Annotated in this window: 18 protein-coding genes and 2 pseudogenes; 12 read left to right on the top strand and 8 right to left on the bottom strand. The window is 60.7% G+C overall.

Annotated elements, in window-relative coordinates; genetic code table 11:
- Nucleotides 1–430: 430 nt before the first annotated feature.
- From LB559_RS13930 to LB559_RS13905, 6 genes and pseudogenes are all read left to right on the top strand, one after another.
- Complete coding sequence (locus LB559_RS13930; protein WP_064993170.1) at nucleotides 431–892, top strand: hypothetical protein; 462 nt, start codon at nucleotides 431–433, stop codon at nucleotides 890–892.
- Nucleotides 893–1,260: 368 nt separating this feature from the next.
- Nucleotides 1,261–3,264: a DNA ligase D gene (ligD, locus tag LB559_RS13925; protein ID WP_224674290.1), complete on the top strand. Its 2,004-nt coding sequence runs from the start codon at nucleotides 1,261–1,263 to the stop codon at nucleotides 3,262–3,264.
- Between the two features lie 180 nt (nucleotides 3,265–3,444).
- Complete coding sequence (locus LB559_RS13920; protein ID WP_224674289.1) at nucleotides 3,445–4,428, top strand: ArdC family protein; 984 nt, start codon at nucleotides 3,445–3,447, stop codon at nucleotides 4,426–4,428.
- Nucleotides 4,429–4,570: 142 nt separating this feature from the next.
- Nucleotides 4,571–5,209, top strand: a pseudogene (locus tag LB559_RS13915) (ParB/RepB/Spo0J family partition protein); the annotation flags it as partial.
- A 358-nt stretch (nucleotides 5,210–5,567) separates the two neighbouring features.
- Complete coding sequence (locus LB559_RS13910) at nucleotides 5,568–6,488, top strand: LysR family transcriptional regulator (protein ID WP_224674286.1); 921 nt, start codon at nucleotides 5,568–5,570, stop codon at nucleotides 6,486–6,488.
- Nucleotides 6,489–6,968: 480 nt separating this feature from the next.
- On the top strand, nucleotides 6,969–7,190 hold the full coding sequence (locus LB559_RS13905; RefSeq protein WP_224674285.1) for a hypothetical protein: 222 nt from the start codon (nucleotides 6,969–6,971) through the stop codon (nucleotides 7,188–7,190).
- A 9-nt stretch (nucleotides 7,191–7,199) separates the two neighbouring features.
- Here LB559_RS13905 and LB559_RS13900 read toward each other — a convergent pair whose 3' ends face one another.
- Nucleotides 7,200–7,463 (bottom strand): hypothetical protein, encoded by a 264-nt coding sequence (locus LB559_RS13900; protein ID WP_224674284.1) that lies wholly within the window; start codon nucleotides 7,461–7,463, stop codon nucleotides 7,200–7,202.
- Between the two features lie 62 nt (nucleotides 7,464–7,525).
- Here LB559_RS13900 and LB559_RS13895 point away from each other — a divergent pair, with 62 nt between their 5' ends.
- Entirely contained in the window at nucleotides 7,526–7,777 is a 252-nt protein-coding gene (locus LB559_RS13895; protein ID WP_224674283.1) for a hypothetical protein, read from the top strand.
- A 543-nt stretch (nucleotides 7,778–8,320) separates the two neighbouring features.
- Here LB559_RS13895 and LB559_RS13890 read toward each other — a convergent pair.
- Nucleotides 8,321–8,629 carry a hypothetical protein gene (locus tag LB559_RS13890; RefSeq protein ID WP_127366490.1) on the bottom strand — a complete coding sequence of 103 codons (309 nt, stop codon included), beginning with the start codon at nucleotides 8,627–8,629 and terminating at the stop codon, nucleotides 8,321–8,323.
- A gap of 142 nt (nucleotides 8,630–8,771) precedes the next feature.
- Nucleotides 8,772–9,044: a hypothetical protein gene (locus LB559_RS13885; protein WP_224674282.1), complete on the bottom strand. Its 273-nt coding sequence runs from the start codon at nucleotides 9,042–9,044 to the stop codon at nucleotides 8,772–8,774.
- A 267-nt stretch (nucleotides 9,045–9,311) separates the two neighbouring features.
- Between LB559_RS13885 and LB559_RS13880 the strand changes: the two genes are divergently transcribed.
- The 3 genes and pseudogenes from LB559_RS13880 (at nucleotide 9,312) to LB559_RS13870 (ending at nucleotide 11,190) form a co-directional block, all read left to right on the top strand.
- The gene (locus LB559_RS13880; RefSeq protein WP_224674281.1) at nucleotides 9,312–9,536 is read left to right on the top strand and encodes a hypothetical protein; all 225 of its coding nucleotides are present in this window, start codon (nucleotides 9,312–9,314) and stop codon (nucleotides 9,534–9,536) included.
- A 951-nt stretch (nucleotides 9,537–10,487) separates the two neighbouring features.
- Nucleotides 10,488–10,706, top strand: a pseudogene (locus tag LB559_RS33130) (DUF982 domain-containing protein); the annotation flags it as partial.
- Between the two features lie 226 nt (nucleotides 10,707–10,932).
- On the top strand, nucleotides 10,933–11,190 hold the full coding sequence (locus LB559_RS13870; protein ID WP_127366493.1) for a DUF982 domain-containing protein: 258 nt from the start codon (nucleotides 10,933–10,935) through the stop codon (nucleotides 11,188–11,190).
- Between the two features lie 54 nt (nucleotides 11,191–11,244).
- Here LB559_RS13870 and LB559_RS13865 read toward each other — a convergent pair whose 3' ends face one another.
- On the bottom strand, nucleotides 11,245–11,454 hold the full coding sequence (locus LB559_RS13865; protein WP_224674280.1) for a hypothetical protein: 210 nt from the start codon (nucleotides 11,452–11,454) through the stop codon (nucleotides 11,245–11,247).
- Nucleotides 11,455–11,894: 440 nt separating this feature from the next.
- The gene (locus LB559_RS13860; RefSeq protein WP_224674279.1) at nucleotides 11,895–12,956 is read right to left on the bottom strand and encodes a site-specific integrase; all 1,062 of its coding nucleotides are present in this window, start codon (nucleotides 12,954–12,956) and stop codon (nucleotides 11,895–11,897) included.
- A gap of 115 nt (nucleotides 12,957–13,071) precedes the next feature.
- Here LB559_RS13860 and dusA point away from each other — a divergent pair, with 115 nt between their 5' ends.
- Nucleotides 13,072–14,070 (top strand): tRNA dihydrouridine(20/20a) synthase DusA, encoded by a 999-nt coding sequence (dusA, locus tag LB559_RS13855; protein ID WP_224674278.1) that lies wholly within the window; start codon nucleotides 13,072–13,074, stop codon nucleotides 14,068–14,070.
- Between the two features lie 10 nt (nucleotides 14,071–14,080).
- Here dusA and LB559_RS13850 read toward each other — a convergent pair whose 3' ends face one another.
- Together LB559_RS13850 and LB559_RS13845 are read right to left on the bottom strand one after the other, a co-directional pair.
- Nucleotides 14,081–14,785 (bottom strand): TIGR02281 family clan AA aspartic protease, encoded by a 705-nt coding sequence (locus LB559_RS13850; RefSeq protein WP_024503317.1) that lies wholly within the window; start codon nucleotides 14,783–14,785, stop codon nucleotides 14,081–14,083.
- 7 nt (nucleotides 14,786–14,792) lie between these two features.
- Entirely contained in the window at nucleotides 14,793–15,026 is a 234-nt protein-coding gene (locus LB559_RS13845) for a DUF1289 domain-containing protein (RefSeq protein ID WP_024503316.1), read from the bottom strand.
- A 197-nt stretch (nucleotides 15,027–15,223) separates the two neighbouring features.
- Between LB559_RS13845 and LB559_RS13840 the strand changes: the two genes are divergently transcribed.
- Nucleotides 15,224–16,219, top strand: coding sequence for a nicotinate-nucleotide--dimethylbenzimidazole phosphoribosyltransferase (locus tag LB559_RS13840; RefSeq protein WP_224674277.1), 996 nt, complete (start codon nucleotides 15,224–15,226; stop codon nucleotides 16,217–16,219).
- Between the two features lie 11 nt (nucleotides 16,220–16,230).
- Here LB559_RS13840 and LB559_RS13835 read toward each other — a convergent pair whose 3' ends face one another.
- Complete coding sequence (locus LB559_RS13835; protein ID WP_024503313.1) at nucleotides 16,231–17,751, bottom strand: sensor histidine kinase; 1,521 nt, start codon at nucleotides 17,749–17,751, stop codon at nucleotides 16,231–16,233.
- Nucleotides 17,752–17,799 lie beyond the last annotated feature (48 nt).

Raw genomic sequence — 17,799 nt, 5'->3', positions numbered from 1 at the left:
TTTCCCACCAAATTAATGGCCTGCTCTCGGCGCTTGAGCCGGAACGGGCCAGGGACAAACGGTAACTAGCTAAAATCGCAAGACGACCGAAGGACCACGTCGGCGATAGCAGCGGACGCGACGTCGACCATGGCGCCAGCAACTACGGCAAACCCCTCTCCAACCCCGCCGGCGGCGGTGCGGTTGCTCCGCACTGGTTGATCACAAGGCGGAAATACAGCGTTCCAGCCGTTGGAGTCGCGACTTGCAGGAATGAATCTTATAGCCGACCTCGGTAGCCCTCCTATGGCTTATCTTCGCCATGTAAACAAAAAGAGAACGACGCGTCGAGTATGCTCTTGACGGGAGAGGAATATGTTCCTTATTTCAGCGTGATCTGGAGCAGCAAGGGGACCAAGGCTCGGCGTCAATCGCGCTGGCCGGCGAAGCTATGGCAAAGACAGCGGAAGACAATTTTCGGATCGAGGTCTGGGATCGCGAAGAGCAGGCTTTGGCGGAAACCATTTCGCGTTCTCCCGATTCAGCGGTGAGTCAGGCAGCCTGGCAAGCCGCTATCCGGCGCCGGCCAGGCATGTTGCTGATCCACTACAACAGTCGCCATGTGATGGAGAAAATCCTGACGCCGGGCGAGGTGAAGATCCCGCCGCAGACCATCATTGATGGCAGTGTCCATGCCGGCCTCGATGTGGCGCTCGGCGATCTTCGCGAATGGCATGTGTTGCGGGCATGGTGCAGATCCTGTTCGCACCATGCAACGGTAAAGCCTGCCGGGCTCATCAAGCGCTATGGAAAGGACGCTCTGTTCAGTTCGGTCGAGCGAGCGCTTTTCTGCACGAGCTGTAACAGAGGCGGGCCTGTCCGGCTCGAAATTCACAAGCTCCCACGTAATTGAGCAGAGCCGAAGGCAAGACCTGACCAATTCTTTCAGGCAAACTCGCCCCGTATCGGCCGATCCTATCGTGCCAATTAGCGGCGAGACCGTCGAGACGAGGAAATGCGCGCGAACGATGCCGGCCGCTTCCATCCTGAATGCAAACCATGCGGACCGCCGCGGACGGGGACAGTCGGTCCCGCGTCCCGTCCTGCGGCCGGCGCTATGCTGACGCTCCTACGGCTGTCCCGTTCACCGCCCGCAGCGGGGGCGAATTTCCTCCGTCCTGCGCGCGACAATGTCCGCTGTTGCCGACGCGCGCAGGACTGCGGCTTATACGCCGTTCTTCCTTAGAGCGCCGACGGTCGCCGGCGCGTGGATGGTTGAGCATGGAACTGAATCCCAAGCAGGGTGTTGAATCGAACCATGTATCTCAGTTCCGCATGTCGCCTGTAGATGGCACCCTAAGCATCGGCAAAAGGCGCACACGGCGCAGAGACTCAGAATCTGTTCCTGCATATCCGCTGCCGGGGTTTCGGCCATTCCAGCTCTGCACATTGACAGACCACATACCGGTGGGCGGGGATTGGCTCTTCGAGATGAAGTTCGACGGCTATCGTGCCCAGGCCGCCATCTCCGGCTCGAATGTCGTCGTCTATACCCGCAATGGCCACGACTGGACCCGGCAGTTCAAGGTGATCCTGCCGCCACTTCAGAGACTGACCAAGGGCTCGGTACTGATCGATGGTGAAATCGTCTCCATCGACAGCCAGGGCCGCACCAACTTCTCCATGCTGAAAACCGGCATTGCCGCGGGTCTGCCGCTCAAATTCTACGCCTTCGACCTGCTTGAATTGGATGGCCAAGATCTGTCGAACCAGCCGCTCCTCGCGCGCAAGGAGCGGCTGGAGTCCCTGCTGGGCACTCGCCTGCCAGAGGACTGCCTGCAATTCTCCAGCCACATCGTCGACCAGGGCAAAAGGGTGTTCGACGCCATGTGCGAGGGCGGCCACGAAGGTATCATCGCCAAACGCGCCGACAGCTCCTACGTCGGCGATCGCACCAGGAGTTGGCTCAAGATCAAGTGCACGAAGCGACAGGAATTCGTTGTCGGCGGCTATCGCCCGAGTGACACAGGACATGGCATGGCCTCGCTTATCCTCGGCACTTACGACAATGGCAAACTCATCTATCGCGGCCGTGTCGGCACGGGGTTCTCCGCGGCGATGCGCAAGGACATCCTGGCGAAGCTCGAGAAGCGCCATATTGAGAAACCGGCTTTCGCTTCTGTTCCGAGGGACATTGCCCGCCGTGCTCGGTGGGTGAGGCCCGAGCTTGTCGCCGAAGTCACCTATGCCGAAGTGACACCGGACGGCAGCTTGCGACATCCAAGCTTTGAGGGCATGCGCGAAGACAAGCCAGCCGACCAGGTCGTGATGGAAATGCCGCAGACGCCGGCAACTCTTGGCTCCGCCAATCTCGATCCGGGAATCGGCAAGGAGATCGCCGCTGCTGTCGGCGTCCAGCTGACGCATCCGAACAAGGTTATGTATCCCGGGACCAAGGTGACCAAGGCCACGCTCGCCGCCTACTACGCCGTGGTCGCCGAGAAGATGCTGCCGCACATACTGGATCGGCCGCTGTCGCTGGTGCGCGATACCGACGGCGACCTACAACAGACCTTTTTTCAGAAGCACAGACTGCCAGGCATGCCCAAGGCCATCCATGACGGCCAGTTGGCGAAGATGTCCGGTAAGGAAAGCCGCATCTTGTGGGTCGATGACCTAGCTGGGCTGATCGCAGGCGTCCAGATGAACGTGCTCGAATTCCACATCTGGGGAAGCCTGCGCCAGCAGCCGGATCTGCCGCACCGCATGATCTTCGACATCGACCCCGACGAGGACTTGGGCTTCACTGCCGTCAAGCAGGCAGCCCTCGACATTCGGGGCATTCTGGAAGCGCTTGGACTGCAGTCGTGGCCGTTGCTGTCCGGCGGCAAGGGCGTTCATGTGGTCGTGCCGCTCGTCCCGGAGGCAGACTGGGACGAGGTCAAGAGCTTCTGCCAAGACTTCGCCGAACTATTGGCCCGTACAGATCCGTCACGCTTCGTCGCCAACATGAGCAAGGCGAAGCGCAAGGGCCGAATGTTTCTCGATTACCTGCGCAACGGCCAGGGCTCCACTGCAATCTGTCCCTGGTCGACTCGGGCACGCGCGGGGGCGTCGTGCGCGGTGCCCGTCAGTTGGGAGGAGTTGCCCACCTGCGAAAGCGCCAACGGTTTCGATGTTTTCGCCGCCGCCGCGCGGGCTCAGTTGCCCGAAGCCTGGGAGGGCTATTTCGACGTCGAACAAACGCTTACCGACCGCATCCGACACGCAGTCCGGGAACAATAACCATACCAGAGGGTCGCCGACATTTGCCGATTTGGCGCGGACCGCCTGTGCCCAAATTCGAGAGCGTCCTCCCTTTGCGGGAGGCCCTCGCAAAGCCGTCTAGAGTGAGAGTACGGACCGGTTGCCGAGACGGGTTGAGAGCTGGAGGAGGGCCTCCGGCGCCCGTCGCGGAGAACCGCGATGTCCAGACATTACGCTCGCGCCGGCGCCGACCGGGCAAGCCTCTATGACGATATCACCAACAAGATCATCGCCGAGCTGGAGGGTGGGCGCTTTCCCTGGGTGCAGCCTTGGGGCACAACGGCGACGAAAGCTCCTCTCGCTATGCCGGCCAACGCCGCGACCGGCCGCGCCTATTCCGGGATCAATGTGCTAATCCTGTGGGGTGCGGTCATCGAGCATGGCTTTCCCGTCCAGAGCTGGCTAACCTTTCGCCAGGCGCTATCGCTGGGCGGCCATGTCCGCAAGGGCGAACACGGGACCACTCTCGTCTATGCCGATCGCTTCATCCCTGACGACGAGAAGAATCGCGCGCGGGAAACCGGCGAGGCGGCACATGCCATACCTTTCCTGAAGCGCTTCATCGTGTTCAACGTGGCGCAATGTGAAAATCTCCCCGACGATTTGGCCGTGGCTCCGCCTGCACCAGAGCCTGGACTGATCGAGCCGGTCGTCGACGCGCTGATCAAGGCGACCGGGATCGATTTCCGCATCGGTGGCGATCGCGCCTATTATGATCCGGCGCATGACTATGTTCGGGTGCCGCCGCCGCAGGCCTACTTCCAGACCATCGACTGGCATCGCACCGCCCTGCACGAGCTTGGCCATGCGACCGGCCATGCCTCCCGCGTCGGCCGTGACCTCGGCGGCGCCTTCGGTACCAGGAAATATGCTTTCGAGGAACTGGTCGCGGAGATGAACGCAGCCTTCTGCTGCGCCTCGCTTGGCATCGTGCCGACCGTACGCCACGCCGACTACCTGGCCTCCTGGCTTGAGGTTCTGCGCGAAGACAACCGCGCGATCGTGCGTGCCGCGTCGCGGGCCAGCAAGGCGGCCGACTGGCTGCTCTCGTTCCTGCCGCAACCTGACGGCGCATTCAGGGCAGGCCAAGGCGAGGTCGATGAACCGAGATCAAGTGGAGGGCGGCATGATCCTCCTCATTGATGCAAAGTCGTGCCTGCTGCCCTGTGCCCCTCCGTTATCTTCGGTGTGGGGCGCAGTCCTCAGAGTGAGAGGGCTGCGCCTTTCTTTGTGACGGGTTTGGAGGTCGAGAGAGTCTCGGCCGCCCGTCGCGGAGATAATCAAGATGGCTACCGTCAAGCAGAAGATCACCCTCAATGCCTCGCGTGACATCCCTTTCAACAAGCTGACGCTGAGCCAGTCCAATGTCCGGCGCATCAAGCGCGGGGAAACGATAGAGGACCTCGCCGCCTCGATCGCACGGCGCGGCCTGCTGCAGAGCCTCAACGTCCGGCCGGTGTTGGATGACGAGGGTAAGGAGACGGGCATGTTTGAGGTGCCCGCTGGCGGACGCCGCTATCGCGCGCTGGAACTGCTGATCAAGCAGAAGCGCATGGTCAAGACCGAGCCCGTGCCCTGCGTCGTGACCAACGCCGATAGTGAGGTCCCGATCGAGGAGGATTCCCTAGCCGAGAATTTTCAGCGCGAAGATTTACATCCGCTCGATATGTTTCGCGCCTTCCGGACTCTGCACGACCATGGCGCCAGCCATGAGGAGATCGCGGCACGCTTCTTCGTTTCCGCAACGTTCGTGCAGCAACGCCTGCGGCTCGCGAAAGTCTCGCCCAAGCTGCACGATATTTACGAGCAGGACGGCATGAAGCTCGATCAGCTCATGGCCTTTACCGTGGACCGTCGTGTAGGCCGTCACGACGCTGTTGAGGCGCGGCTGTGCCGTGCCCTTCGAAATGGCCAGAAACAGCCCGAATGCCGTACCCAGGCAGCCGCTGACAAGAGCCAGGCTTATGGTCACGGTGAGTGCGACAACAAACTGAGTAGTAAAACCACCCATGGGGCGCGTTCCTTGGCTCGCAATACCGCGAGATACGACGGTCCGTGTCACTCAGACCAAGTCGTATAACCCAAGGTTGCGAATTGTTATATTTGTAATTTGGAGTTAATTTAAGATATTGGCTAATTCTATCGCTTAAAATTACACACTCAATCTATAATTTTTATTCTTTTATCTATAACGCACCGTTATATACTGAGACGGCTCGTTGCTCCCCAGGTCGGCGGTATCTGCTTCCCGGGTGGCGTTATCAGGGAAAGGAGCGCAGGGCATGGAGTTGCTGCAGAGCGACCTGAAGCTCCGTCAACTGAAGGTCTTCCGAGAAGTGTTGCGGGCCGGTTCGACAAGGCGAGCAGCGGTTGCGCTCGGGATAAGCCAGCCGGCCGTCAGTCAGCATGTGAAGCAACTCGAGACCACGCTCGGCATCACACTCTTCAAGAGATCAGCCAACCGCATCGTCCCCTTACAGGAAGCCTGGGAACTCATGCGAAACGTGGAGCTCGCCCTGACGTCCCTGGATCGTCTGGAAGCATCGATCTTCGCGATGAAGAACGACGAAAAGCAGCGGATCGCGATTGCCGCTCCTTCTGTTTTCGGTTTCGTGACCTTGCCGAAGGTTGTGGCGATTATCCACTCGAAGACCGCTTCGAATGTCCGCTCGATTTCGGGAAGCTACGAGCAGATCGGCGAGCACATCCTGGCAGGACGTGCGGAACTCGGAATCTCGAGGTTGCCCTTGGATCCAAGTCTGTTTGAGTGGGCGCCCCTTGGGTCGGCACGAAACGTATGCATCTTTCATCCCGACCACCGCTTTTCAAAACAGACCTGTATCGAGGCTCACGATCTGGCAGGCGAAACGATCGTCGATATCGACCCGCAGTTCGCCGCCCACCAAATGAACTTCAACGCCTTACGCTTCGCCGGCGTTGAGCCGGACATCCTGGTGGAATTCGATTGCAACGGTCACGAAGCCGGATACGTTTCGGCCGGCCTCGGCATTTCGATTACCAATGAGATCATTGCGCGCGAATACGCGGCGTTTCACCTGGGAATAAAGCCAGTGGAACCATCCGCTCTGTATCACTACGTGGCGATTTGGCAGAAGGGCAGGACCTTTTCCAACGCGTTGAATGTATCACGTGAGGCCATCATCGCTGCGTTTTCCACGGAGCCGCCTGCTAGAGGTTGCTAGGGTTTCCTTAGGAAGCGCAACAGATGGAGGTTGTGTTGGCACCTCATAGCGGATCGCACTTGCGACGGCCAGGATGCCCTCGCAACCCGGATCGTGTGCAGGGTTTCCGGCTTGAGATGCCGTAGGCGAGATCCCCGATGGAAAGGGCATATGGTCGAAACAGGTCGATCGCCCGTGGCATCAAGACGCGGTACTTTGCAGGACAGGAACCCTGCCGTTTGAATTGCATCCGGTAGCTCCGGATGTGCTGATGGCCGACAAAGGCCGCTACATGGGCGGCGCTTTTGTCACCTTCAAGGCCGATACGCGCCAGGCGCGCTGGAATCGCGTCCAGGGCAAGGTCGGTGCGCCGCCGCCGAAGGGCTGCAAAAAGCAAAAAGCCGAGTGGCTGAAGCCTGGCCTTTCAGGCAAGGTGCGCTTCCTTAAAAGGCGAAGAGACGTTGCACCAAGCGATGCTGCGCGATTTCTGGAAGGACGACGATGGCATTGGCTAAGAAGGATCAGGAGTGCGTCACCTCCGCCTGGATGTACGGTCAGCAGGCGCACAAGGATGGCAAGGAACGCGCCGTGCCAAGCTATTGGACCGAGCGCGCCGAAGCCTGGCTGCAGGGCTTCGACGGCGTGCCACTGGGCAGCGAGCCCAAGCCGATGAGCGCCAGCATGGAAGCGGAAGTTGGACGAGACAGCCGTCGACCGTCCTGACGCTGGAACCTAGCCCCTTAGCTTTGGCTTATGTGCTCGATGAGCACGCGCGGCATTAATTTCCTCGACCGGTGGATGGCAGAAAACCTGCCCGACGCAATGACTGACGATCCGGTTGCGATCAGCGACCTTGCGGACAGTGCGATGAAAGCGGCCGATGAGGCCGGCATCGCCACCGCGGAAATCATTGACGAAGTGCCCAGCGAGTTCGACGTCATCGCCGAAGCCATGGATCACCGCGAAGGCGGCACGCCCCTCGGCACTGATCGGCACCGCTTGACTCGTTCCCGACGCGTTCCCATTTTGGTCTTCCGCAACGGCAGGCTGGTGATCTCATGCGTGGGCGCGTTTTCGTCAAGACGACAATCCCGGACATGGTGCGGCGTTTCGAATTTGCCCATCCCGGCGATGTCGAGCGCATGGGGAATGTTTTCCCGATCTGGAACGGTGCGCCAAGCCCGAGCTATCCGATCATCATCGGCGAAGAGTCGCTCGGGCGGTTATCGAAGCCGCTTTCCAGTTGCAGCACAATTGAATGGTCGGAGTCCACGCATTTCGCCCGGATGTGGATCACACCCTACAGGTGATTGCGGGATCGCGTGAAACTGCTGAAACGGCTTCGCCAGCGCCAACTCGATGACGCTGCCAAGGACCGGCAACGGAACTGCCGCACTTCTGGTAACACACGGTCTGCAGTGGCCACGCGACGCTCGGCGTGCCGGCATTCGTCCAGCGAACAGCTGATACCTGGCCTGTTTGCGGGAGATGTTCGCTGTTATGTCGACTTACGTGGCGAAGGCAGCGGAGAACCGGCGCGGCTTCAACCTCGTCACGCCAGGACTGGAGAGATCAGTCCAAGGCCCCGGCAAATGCTGCGGCATGCCGATTTAGTAACGTGCTTTCGGCAAAGCGGGGCGCCGTGGCCACGAATTGCTGGAAGTAGATCGTTGCGATCCTGGGCGGGCAGATGCGGCGCGCAGGCTTTGAGAGGGGCACCATCAACCGCGAACTTCGCGAGTTCTACAACGCCGATCAGCGCCAGCTTTGGCTGCGATCTGGACAGGGTCAGCGGCCCGGAGGCAGCGCCGCGTGACCCGGCTCCAATCTGAGAGCCGGGTCCGGAGCCGGGATTAGTAGTCGTTGTTCTCGATCACGACGTGACGATGCCGGCGGTGCATCGGCCGGTCGTCCGAACGCTTAATGATGATGGTATCGGGACGATGATGTCTGCGCCAATGATGGCGATTGCCGTTGTCGTAAAAGGCTTCGGTGCCATGACGGCGATGATGGAGGCGAGCTCCGTCCTCATTGATGACGACAGCGTCCGCACGATGGTGATGGCGGTGCTGGTTCGTGGTGAGAACGATCGCATCTGCCGAGGCAATGGAAGGCGCGGCCAAGCAAAGTGCCAGCGCGCCCAGAATCAGGGTGGTTTTCATGTTCAACTCTCCAAGGAAGTAAGATGCCCTTCGGTCAATAAACAACGTTTGCACACTTTAGTTCCTGTCTGGATTGTTAGCCGGCACGACTCGGCGAGCCGCGTCGCTTCCCTTGAGGGTCTCTGGGAAAGAGCGGCAGATTTCACAGACCGATAGTTGCCCGGCTTCCAGATGAAAGGAAAGCCGCCGACGAATTGCTGAGTGGGTCGTCAGGGAACGCGTGGACGGTGGAACTGCGAGTTGCATCCACCAGAGTCGCCGCCGCCTGCTCAACTTCGTTTGCCAGGTGATCAACCCGCTCCATGCGGTTAATGACGCGATCGTGGAGCATCTGCAGTCGCGCGTCGTGGTACATCAAACCGCGCAGATGCCCGTCAGAGTTGAGCGGTCGAACAGCACTGTCATAGCTCGGCATCCTCGGTTTTCATCCCTTCCATTAGCAAACCATCATTTTCAGCTTTGGTTCCGATTGCCGAGAGGGGGGATGCGTGAATACACGGTCGAGAATGGCGAGCAGCAAACCCAGAGCGCGCATCAGGTCCCACGCGGGCGCGGATCAATGACGGCCGGCGCGTGGGCAATTATCCGATCACCCGCGCAGAAATCTATCAAATATTCCACTCCATAATGTGATTTGGTTTTTCAGCAGTTTCTCCCAATATGCCATTGGGAGGTATCGCGGATGGAACGCCTGTCGAAGTCCGACGACGTCATACAACAAGCCATAGACCAGGCTATTCAGGGCAAAATCGTCTCCCTTAAGAAGGCCCTCGCATTCATCCGAACGAAGCGCCCCGACCTAGAGGGCGAGCTGGACGAACTCGGCCACGACAACCCACTATGTGAAAAGGTGGTCCAAATCGCTGCGCAGACTGGGAAAGCCGTCCTCTTCGACCTGCACGATTAGACCAGCGCCCGTTGTTTAGCCTATCATATCAGCGGATCGCAATTCCGACCCGCATGGATCCATTTGTCCAACAATAAGTTAGGGGGGCTCCCTTGCGAAGCGCGACAAAGCCGGCAACAAGACCGTCGCCGACTCTCTTCAGGAACTGATCCGAAACGAGGACAACCGTCGTCAGGTTCGGAGGGCCTTCGGTTATAGCCGATTTCAGGCAGTCCAATCCGGGGAACCATTAAGGTCACTGAGGGTTGGGCTTTGTGCTAACCGTGCCGGCCGACCATCCAAGAACTGTCTACCGAGCAACAGCAGGCTATATCGCGTCTCATTCGGAATTGGATCACTTCTGAGACGCTGCGCCGGTACATCTTTCAACTGCTGAAACTCCCTGAAGATCCGGATCTATCCGAGGAGCAGCGGTCCAAGCTTGACGAACTGGATAAGACGCACAACGTATCGCCCCATGGAACCAAGGTAAGAACTAAAGAGGGACCCGAAGGGATGGTCGGTGGTCGACCGACACACCGGCAAACCAGCCGAGCCCGAAGGTCTCCCGGCGGTCGGCCTGGGCGTCACCTACGCGACTGACTTGGTGATTCTCCTGAACGCCAACGATCTGAAGAGCAGGCTCTCCTACGGGCGATTCGCCTGACGGGTCAGCCGCGAGCTAACTTGACGCTTTGTACGCTTCCAGTTCTTGATTTTTTAAAGAAACGCGCGAGAGGATCGCTTGATTGGGCCTTCTGTCTCGATGGGGGTGGGATGGATGCTGAAGCGTCTGGTTGGCCTGCGCAGCGCACCGCTAGGGAACTGGTAAGCGACGTCCAAAGGGGTTTTCAAGAGGGGAACGTAGTCTCCGTAAGGCGACCATTGCAACGGTGCCGAAGCGGGGGCTGCGTTCCCTTTGACGTGCGTGAAGCCTGATGCCCCCGGTCGGTTCATCCTCCGGTCACAGTAAAGACCACCATCGAGGGTGATGTCCGGCACAACATCAGCGACGTTCAAGCGGCAAGGGAACAACTCGTTCAGTGGACCAAAAGAGGCCCGAAATGGTATCTGGCGGCCGGTGCCTGCTTGGCCTCAATTGATGGCAAATTACCCCCACACGTGGCTCGCAGGGCGTTCATAGAGGCTGGTATCGAGGAAGGGACGCTTCTCTACGATCCTGAGGGTTGAAGAGGCTCATAAACGAACCCTAAATTACCCTCATTTTAGAGCAGCGGTATGACCTGAGGCGAGACCCAGACGGGACCTGGACGGTGTTCGACGTGTTCACCGGGCAGCCATTTTGGCCTGATGGTATGACAGCCGTTGGCCTTAACAGAGAATATGCCGACGATCTGGTCGACCTACTGAATGCCGAGGACCTGAAGAGCAGGCTTTCCTAGGGGAGGTTCACCTGATGGCCATCCACTGGTTCAACCCTCCGGTCCCCGTTAAGGGTGAGCGGTCTGGCATGATCTCCAACGTCAACAACGTCGAGGCAGCGGCCGAGCATCTCATCAGGTGGACCAACAAGGGTCCCCACTGGCGACGTGCGGTGAAGTGCTGCGTGGCCACTATCGAGGGCAATGCGACAGCCCAGGAGGCCAGGAGGTGCTTCAGGCTGGCTGCTATTGAGGAAGGGATGCTCCTCGCTGCGTATGAGCTGGACAACTGAGTACCTGGTCCCCCTAGGCCACACGCTGGGAGAAGAACTTCAGGGGTGCCTAGGTCAACGCTCAAGCTCCATCTTCTTTGTTTCGTCAGTGCCAACCTTCTCTTTAAGGTACAACCTCCTGGCATCCTCCAAGGTCGGGGCAGGGCACTGTTGACCTTGATCAAGGACAAGGGCGTGGATGAAGGCGCGGTCCGCCGCCTCTATCCCGACGGGATTGCCTCGGTCATCCACCGAATGTTTCTCAGCAATCTGCTCAGCGATCACTTCCCGAGCTATCATCCTCGTCCTCTGGACCGGTCCATTCGGAGTCGAGACTGAGCGCGCGAAGCCGTGCGCGGCTCAGCCTATGGTGCTCAAAGTCGGTCAATGTGGGGTGCCAGCCAAGCTGCCTAGGTTGGCGCATCCTGCGGCCGCGACCAAAGGCGCAACTGCTGCTCTGCCCGAGCATGAACTTTGGGGTAAGCCTTCAGGGCTTGTTGTTCGGTCGCGGTGTATCTCTCTGGGGTAGTCCTTGGGTTCCAAGACTTTCTGAATTAAGTGGCTCCCCGGGCCGGATTTGAACCAGTGTTGGTTGCATCAACCCTTCCACCCCGCCTGTTTCTGAACGGTGCGAAATGGCGTGGCAGCACGAACGTAGCCGCGATCATTCATTGGCGGCGTTCGGCTCCCCCGAGAGTGCGGGCTGATACCGCCACTTGCGCCAACTACGCTGTCCTCGCTGCTTGGATAGTGTGAAGCATTTCGGGCTTGAGATGCGTATACCGCCGCAACATCTTCCAATCCTTGTGGCCCGTGACCAGAGCTACCTGTTCGATCTTGAATCCAGCTTCGAAGAGGCGGCTTGTTCCTTCATGCCGCAAGTCGTGAAAGTGAAGGTCGTGGATGCCCAAGTCAACGCATCCTCGACGGAAAGCGGTGCCGACTGACCTATGGTTGAACGGGAAAATTCGATCATCGTCATTGCTGCGCTTTGCGCGCTGCTCCTCAACTATGGCCCACGCATCGTATCCAGTTGCCGCGAACAGCGGTATGCGCTGATTGTTGCCCTTCTTGTGCCGAGGGTCTTTCCGGTCACGGATCAGAAGCATCCGCGTGCGCGTTTCCAGATCGGACCAACGTGCTTTGCAGATTTCCTCCTGGCGCATCGCGGTTGCGACGGCGAAACGTATGATCTGGCTAACCGGTGCAATCTGACGAGGGTTTGCATCGAAGTGGGCGATCAGCCTGTCCAACTCATCCTGGGTAGGCCGCCTGTCGCGCTCATGCCCTTTGCCAATAAGACCAAGCCGCTTTAGGGCGATACGCGCGAGATCCACCGGTTCGACTTTGACCGGCAGGCCGTGCACCGCAGCAGCGTGGGATAGGATGAGTTTTATCAGGCCGATGTCGATGCCGAGAGTCACCGGTCCGGCGCCTTGGGCGGCGCGATCGCGGCCGAAACGAATGAGCCGCTCGCGATCGAGAGCCGCCATATTGCACTTGCCAAGATGTCTTCGCAGCATGTCGAGTGTCGCGGCCTTGGAGCGGAGAGGGGACTTGCCTACATCGCACATGTCGTCGATATGAAGGTCGATGAGTTCGCCGAAGCTCTTCAGGCGCGCTACGCGGGACTTGGTCGGCGTCTCACCTCGATCGACCTGGCGCTCGGTTTCGGTGGCCCAACGCCGGGCGTCGTCTCGGCGCAGGAAGGTCTCGCTGACGTAGCGACCTTTGCGACGGACTTGGACACGCCAGGAACCGGACGGGAGTTTTGTGTAGGTGGCCATTTTTTCGTGTGCGCTCCGTGTGCACTGAGAGATCGAAACGTGGCGAAAAGGGTCGTATTCTGGCGTAAATTCGTGTGCACTCGTCAGGTTCTAAGGATTTGATGTTAAAGAAAAAATGCTGAGAAATCAAGATGATAGAATGGCCGTGGCCCCGATGATGGACTGGACGGACCGGCATTGCCGGTTCTTCCACCGTCAGCTGACGAGCCATGCGCTGCTTTACACCGAGATGGTGGTGGCCGACGCCGTCATCCATGGCGCACGCGAGCGTCTGCTCGGCTTCGATGCGTCAGAACATCCGGTCGCGCTGCAGCTCGGCGGCTCGGATCGCGAAAAACTTGCCGAGGCGGCGCGCATCGGCGAGGCCTTTGGCTATGACGAGATCAACCTCAATGTCGGCTGTCCGTCAGACCGCGTCCAGTCGGGCACGTTCGGCGCCTGCCTGATGAAGGTGCCGGACCTCGTTGCCGGCTGTGTCGCGGCGATGAAGGCGGCGGTGACAATTCCCGTGACCGTCAAATGCCGCATCGGCGTCGACGAGCAGGATCCGGAGCCGGCCCTCGATGCGCTGGCGGATGGGGTTTTCGACGCCGGCGCCGACGCATTGTGGGTGCATGCGCGCAAGGCGTGGCTGGAAGGGCTGAGCCCCAAGGAAAACCGTGACATCCCGCCGCTCGATTACAACAGAGTTTATCGGTTGAAGGCTAGAAAACCTAACGAATTCATTGGCATCAATGGCGGCATTCAGACGATCGAAGAGGCGTTGGCGCATCTCGACCATGTCGATGGCGCCATGCTTGGCCGCGCCGCCTACCACACACCCGGCATTCTGGCTGGCGTCGATGCCGCTTTCTACGGCGTCCAGTCCGAGCCGTTCGATTTCGCCGCGCTGATCGATACAATGGCGGACTATGCGGCACGTCATATCGAGCTGGGTGGGCGGCTTGGACATGTCACCCGCCACATGGTCGGACTGTTCCATGGCTTGCCCGGCGCGCGCCGCTACCGGCAGATCCTGTCCACCGACGCGACAAAACCCGGCGCCGGCCCGGACGTGCTGAAGGCGGCTTTCGCGGCCGTCGAGCTCGGCGGAGCGGCAGCCGAAGCGGCTTGAGATTCAGGGATCAGTCCCTGAGGATCATGCGGTCGCCGCGCACGTCAAAACCCGACAATGAACCGATGAAGTTCATGCCGAGCAGGCTCTGGCTGAGCATGCCGGGTGCGGCGATCATCACCGACATATCCCTGCGCGTGATGCCGCCGATCGCAATCTGATCGGTTTTCACGGCCGCGGCGCGTGCCATGCCGTTGGCGGTCGAAACCGGTATGGTGTAGTTGAGCGCCGCTGGATTGAATCCGGCGGCTTGTGCGTCTTCGGACGTCAGCACGGTGCTGGTCGCGCCGGTATCCACCACGGCCCGGACCGGGTTGCCGTTGACCAGGATGCGCGCTTCGAAATGGCCGTTGTCCGCCTTGTCGAGCGTCACCGTGGCGTGGCCGTCCTCGACGCCAAGCGCAAGCGGACTGCCGGGAACAAGGCCCGCGGTCACCCGGCTGGCGACATCCTGCAGCTCATAGCGGTACTGATAGCCGGCGATCAGCGCGAGCGCGATGGCCGCCCAGGCGCCTAAGTTGCGGGCCATGGCGCCCAGGGGTCGGCCCGAGCGAAGCAGGCCGGCGCCGATAAGGGCGCCAAAGGCGCCGAGCCAGATCAGCCGGCTGAAATCGTTGTTCTCCACGCCGAGGGTGCTGCCGGCGGAATCGTTGAGCATGAGCAGGACTGCTCCCACCCCGATCGCGGCCATCAATATCCAGAACAACCGGCTCATCCGCACCTCACGACAGCGCGTCGCGTTCGCGCGCCATGCGGGTGCGGCGCGTTTCCCGGCGCGGCCGGCGCTCGACCGTTTCCAGCCGGGCCGGCAATTCAGCCATGACGCTGCGGCGCGTTTCCGGCGTCATCCCGATCCAGGCGCCGATTTCCTCGCGCGTGCGGCCGCACCCGAAACAGAAGCCGGTTTTCATGTCGATCGAACAGACCAGGATGCACGGGGATTCGATGGCCGTCATGACTTTCTCTTGGGCTTCCATCCGCAATCCCTTGTTCCACCTCCACATGGTGCAACGGCAAAGCCAATGCAAGCCCTCGCGATTGCGCCCTTCGGGGCCGGCTTTGCGGCAAATGCAGGCCCATCATCCCAGAGGTTGTGCCAACCCCGCAAGGCGGCTATGCCGCTTACCAAATCCAGGGAATGATCGATAACAAGATGACCAGCGCACTGCCTTTCGACGATTTTCGCAACCTGTTGGCCAATCTGCCGGCGGCCGACACGGCAGCCGAGACCCGCGTGCGCACGCTGTTTGCCAAGGCCGAACCGGGCAATTCGCTTGGCCGCATCGAGGACATCGCCGCCTGGCTGGCCGCCTGGAGCGGGCGGGCTCCGCCCGCGGTGACAAGACCGCTGATGGCGGTCTTTGCCGGCAATCACGGCGTCACGCGCCACGGCATTTCGCCACGGCCGGTGGCGGCGACCGCCAACGCGGTCGAACTTTGCGCCGCCGGAGGTGCCGCGATCAACCAGATCTGCATTGCCTACGATCTCGGGCTTAAGGTTTTCGATCTTGCCCTGCACATCCCGACCGCCGACATCACCGAAGAGGCCGCGCTTGACGAGCGTGGCTGTGCCGCCACCATGGCCTTCGGCATGGAAGCGATCGCCGGCGGCACCGATCTTTTGTGTCTCGGCGATCTCGGCGTCGGCAACTCCACCGTCGCCGCCACCCTGTTTGCGGCGCTGTTCGGGGGCGGGGGCGCCGACTGGGCCGGCCCGGGGTCAGGCGCCGATGCGGCGATGCAGGCACGCAAGGCGGACGTGGTCGATGCGGCGCTGGCTTTTCATGGCGGCCATCTCGGCGACCCGCTCGAGGCGCTGCGCCGGGTCGGCGGCCGGGAATTCGCGGCGATCGCCGGTGCCATTCTGGCCGCGCGGATGCAGAAGATCCCGGTGCTGCTCGACGGATTGGCGGCGACGGCAGCCGCAGCGGTACTGCATGGCGTCAATCCCGCCGCGCTCGACCATTGCCTGCTGGCCAGCCTGTCGCCGGAACCCGCGCATGCACGCGCCGCCCAACGGCTCGGCTTGCGCCCGTTGCTTGATCTGGGCATCAGCCATGGCGAAGGGGCAGGGGCCGCCCTTGCAGCGGGTCTGGTCAAGGCCGCCGCGCTGACCAGTTCGGGCATGGCTGCGGCGGTACGCGGTTAGGGCTTGAGGTATTACCGCCGTCGAGCCGCCACCGCCGCGGTCGGCAATGCTGGCAATTCCTCCATCACCCGGCTCAGCGGGAAGATGGCGATCGCCTCGGTGCCTTCGCGCAGCTTGGAATGAAGTTCGAACTCGCCGCCATGCATTGCGAGCAGCCCTTGCACGATCGGCAGGCCAAGCCCGGTGCCTTGCTCGGCGCTCTTGATGGCGATGGAGCCCTGGCCGAAGGCGGAAAGCACGATCGGGATCTCATCTTCCGGTATGCCCGGGCCATTGTCCTTGATCGAAATGTATTGTCCGCCGCCCGCCGTCCAACCGACACGGACGCGGATTTCGCCGCCGGTGGCGGTGAATTTTATCGCGTTCGACAGAAGGTTGAGCGTGATCTGCCGCACGGCCCGTTCATCGGCGAACAGCCGAGGCAGCTCGTGCTCGAAATCCTGGACGACACGGATATCCTTGTTGCGCGCTCTCAACTCCATCATGTGACAGCAGTCCTCGACGATACCAAGCAGCATCACCGGCTCTTCATTGAGCTGGTAGCGGCCGGCCTCGATGCGTGACAGGTCGAGAATCTCGTTGATCAGGTCGAGCAGATGCTGGCCGGATTCGTGCACGTCATGGGCGTAGTCACGATAGGTGGGATTGCTCATCGGTCCCAGCACCTCGTTCGACATCACCTCGGAAAAACCGAGAATGGCGTTGAGCGGCGTGCGCAATTCGTGGCTCATCGAGGCGAGGAACCGCGATTTCGCCAGATTAGCGTCCTCGGCCCGCCGCCGCGCTTCGTCCGACATCGATTTCGCCGTCTCCAGTTCGGCGATCAGCGCATCCTTTTCGGAGCGGAACGACAGCATCATCAGGGACGAGTGGTTCAGATGACGGGCCACATAGGCGAAAAACGGCAGCGACACGACCAGCAGCGCGGCCATGATCGCCTCGACCGGCATCCATAGCTTGGCGCCGGCATAGGCGTAGAGCGCCACGGGAACGGCAAAGGTCGCCAGCAGCGCGCCCCGCAGAGACGAGGTCATCACCGCGGTCGCCGCCATGGCGAACAACAGCACCACGGCCTTGACGATGTGGAACGGATCGACCTCGCAGACGCTGCAGCCAAGCCACACGAACCAAGCCCAGCCGAGACCGCACAGGAAATGGCCGATCAGGAATTCCCGCCGTGCTTGCAAAGGGTTGAGCTCGGAAGCTTCAGTGCGCTCGATGCGCCGCGCCATGAAGGCAACGATAGTGTAGCAGGTTAGCGTGAACAGCGCCCAAAGCCCGATCTCATTGCCGATTCCGGCCAGCCGGCCACCCGCGGCAATCGCCAGCACGAGAAGCGGGATGGCGATGGCGCCGCTTGTCATCGCTCGGGCATGCAGCTTCAGCAGTTCGCGATCGAAATCGGGATTGCCGGCCTGCTGCGAAAGACGGTCACGCGTCTTGCGCACCGCGCGCGCGACATCGCTGTTGCGATGGCGTTTCCTGCGGTCCACAATGAACTTGTCCGCTGTGTTCGAGCGTTGCAAGGGCATCAAAACTTCAATTTATGCGAGCAGCGGTTTCCAAGTGTTAAGCTACGT

The sequence above is a fragment of the Mesorhizobium sp. BR1-1-3 genome (assembly GCF_020165455.1).
GTDB classification, from domain to species: domain Bacteria; phylum Pseudomonadota; class Alphaproteobacteria; order Rhizobiales; family Rhizobiaceae; genus Mesorhizobium; species Mesorhizobium ciceri.
Note: the sequence above shows the minus strand (reverse complement) of the source record. Positions and strands in the feature narration are given on the sequence as shown.

Coding starts and splice junctions, on each gene's coding strand:
- LB559_RS13930 (WP_064993170.1), top strand. CDS start 431: ATGGCAAAGACAGCGGAAGACAATTTTCGGATCGAGGTCTGGGATCGC.
- ligD (WP_224674290.1), top strand. CDS start 1,261: ATGGAACTGAATCCCAAGCAGGGTGTTGAATCGAACCATGTATCTCAG.
- LB559_RS13920 (WP_224674289.1), top strand. CDS start 3,445: ATGTCCAGACATTACGCTCGCGCCGGCGCCGACCGGGCAAGCCTCTAT.
- LB559_RS13910 (WP_224674286.1), top strand. CDS start 5,568: ATGGAGTTGCTGCAGAGCGACCTGAAGCTCCGTCAACTGAAGGTCTTC.
- LB559_RS13905 (WP_224674285.1), top strand. CDS start 6,969: ATGGCATTGGCTAAGAAGGATCAGGAGTGCGTCACCTCCGCCTGGATG.
- LB559_RS13895 (WP_224674283.1), top strand. CDS start 7,526: ATGCGTGGGCGCGTTTTCGTCAAGACGACAATCCCGGACATGGTGCGG.
- LB559_RS13890 (WP_127366490.1), bottom strand. CDS start 8,629: ATGAAAACCACCCTGATTCTGGGCGCGCTGGCACTTTGCTTGGCCGCG.
- LB559_RS13885 (WP_224674282.1), bottom strand. CDS start 9,044: ATGCCGAGCTATGACAGTGCTGTTCGACCGCTCAACTCTGACGGGCAT.
- LB559_RS13880 (WP_224674281.1), top strand. CDS start 9,312: ATGGAACGCCTGTCGAAGTCCGACGACGTCATACAACAAGCCATAGAC.
- LB559_RS13870 (WP_127366493.1), top strand. CDS start 10,933: ATGGCCATCCACTGGTTCAACCCTCCGGTCCCCGTTAAGGGTGAGCGG.
- LB559_RS13860 (WP_224674279.1), bottom strand. CDS start 12,956: ATGGCCACCTACACAAAACTCCCGTCCGGTTCCTGGCGTGTCCAAGTC.
- dusA (WP_224674278.1), top strand. CDS start 13,072: ATGCTGAGAAATCAAGATGATAGAATGGCCGTGGCCCCGATGATGGAC.
- LB559_RS13850 (WP_024503317.1), bottom strand. CDS start 14,785: ATGAGCCGGTTGTTCTGGATATTGATGGCCGCGATCGGGGTGGGAGCA.
- LB559_RS13845 (WP_024503316.1), bottom strand. CDS start 15,026: ATGACGGCCATCGAATCCCCGTGCATCCTGGTCTGTTCGATCGACATG.
- LB559_RS13840 (WP_224674277.1), top strand. CDS start 15,224: ATGACCAGCGCACTGCCTTTCGACGATTTTCGCAACCTGTTGGCCAAT.
- LB559_RS13835 (WP_024503313.1), bottom strand. CDS start 17,751: ATGCCCTTGCAACGCTCGAACACAGCGGACAAGTTCATTGTGGACCGC.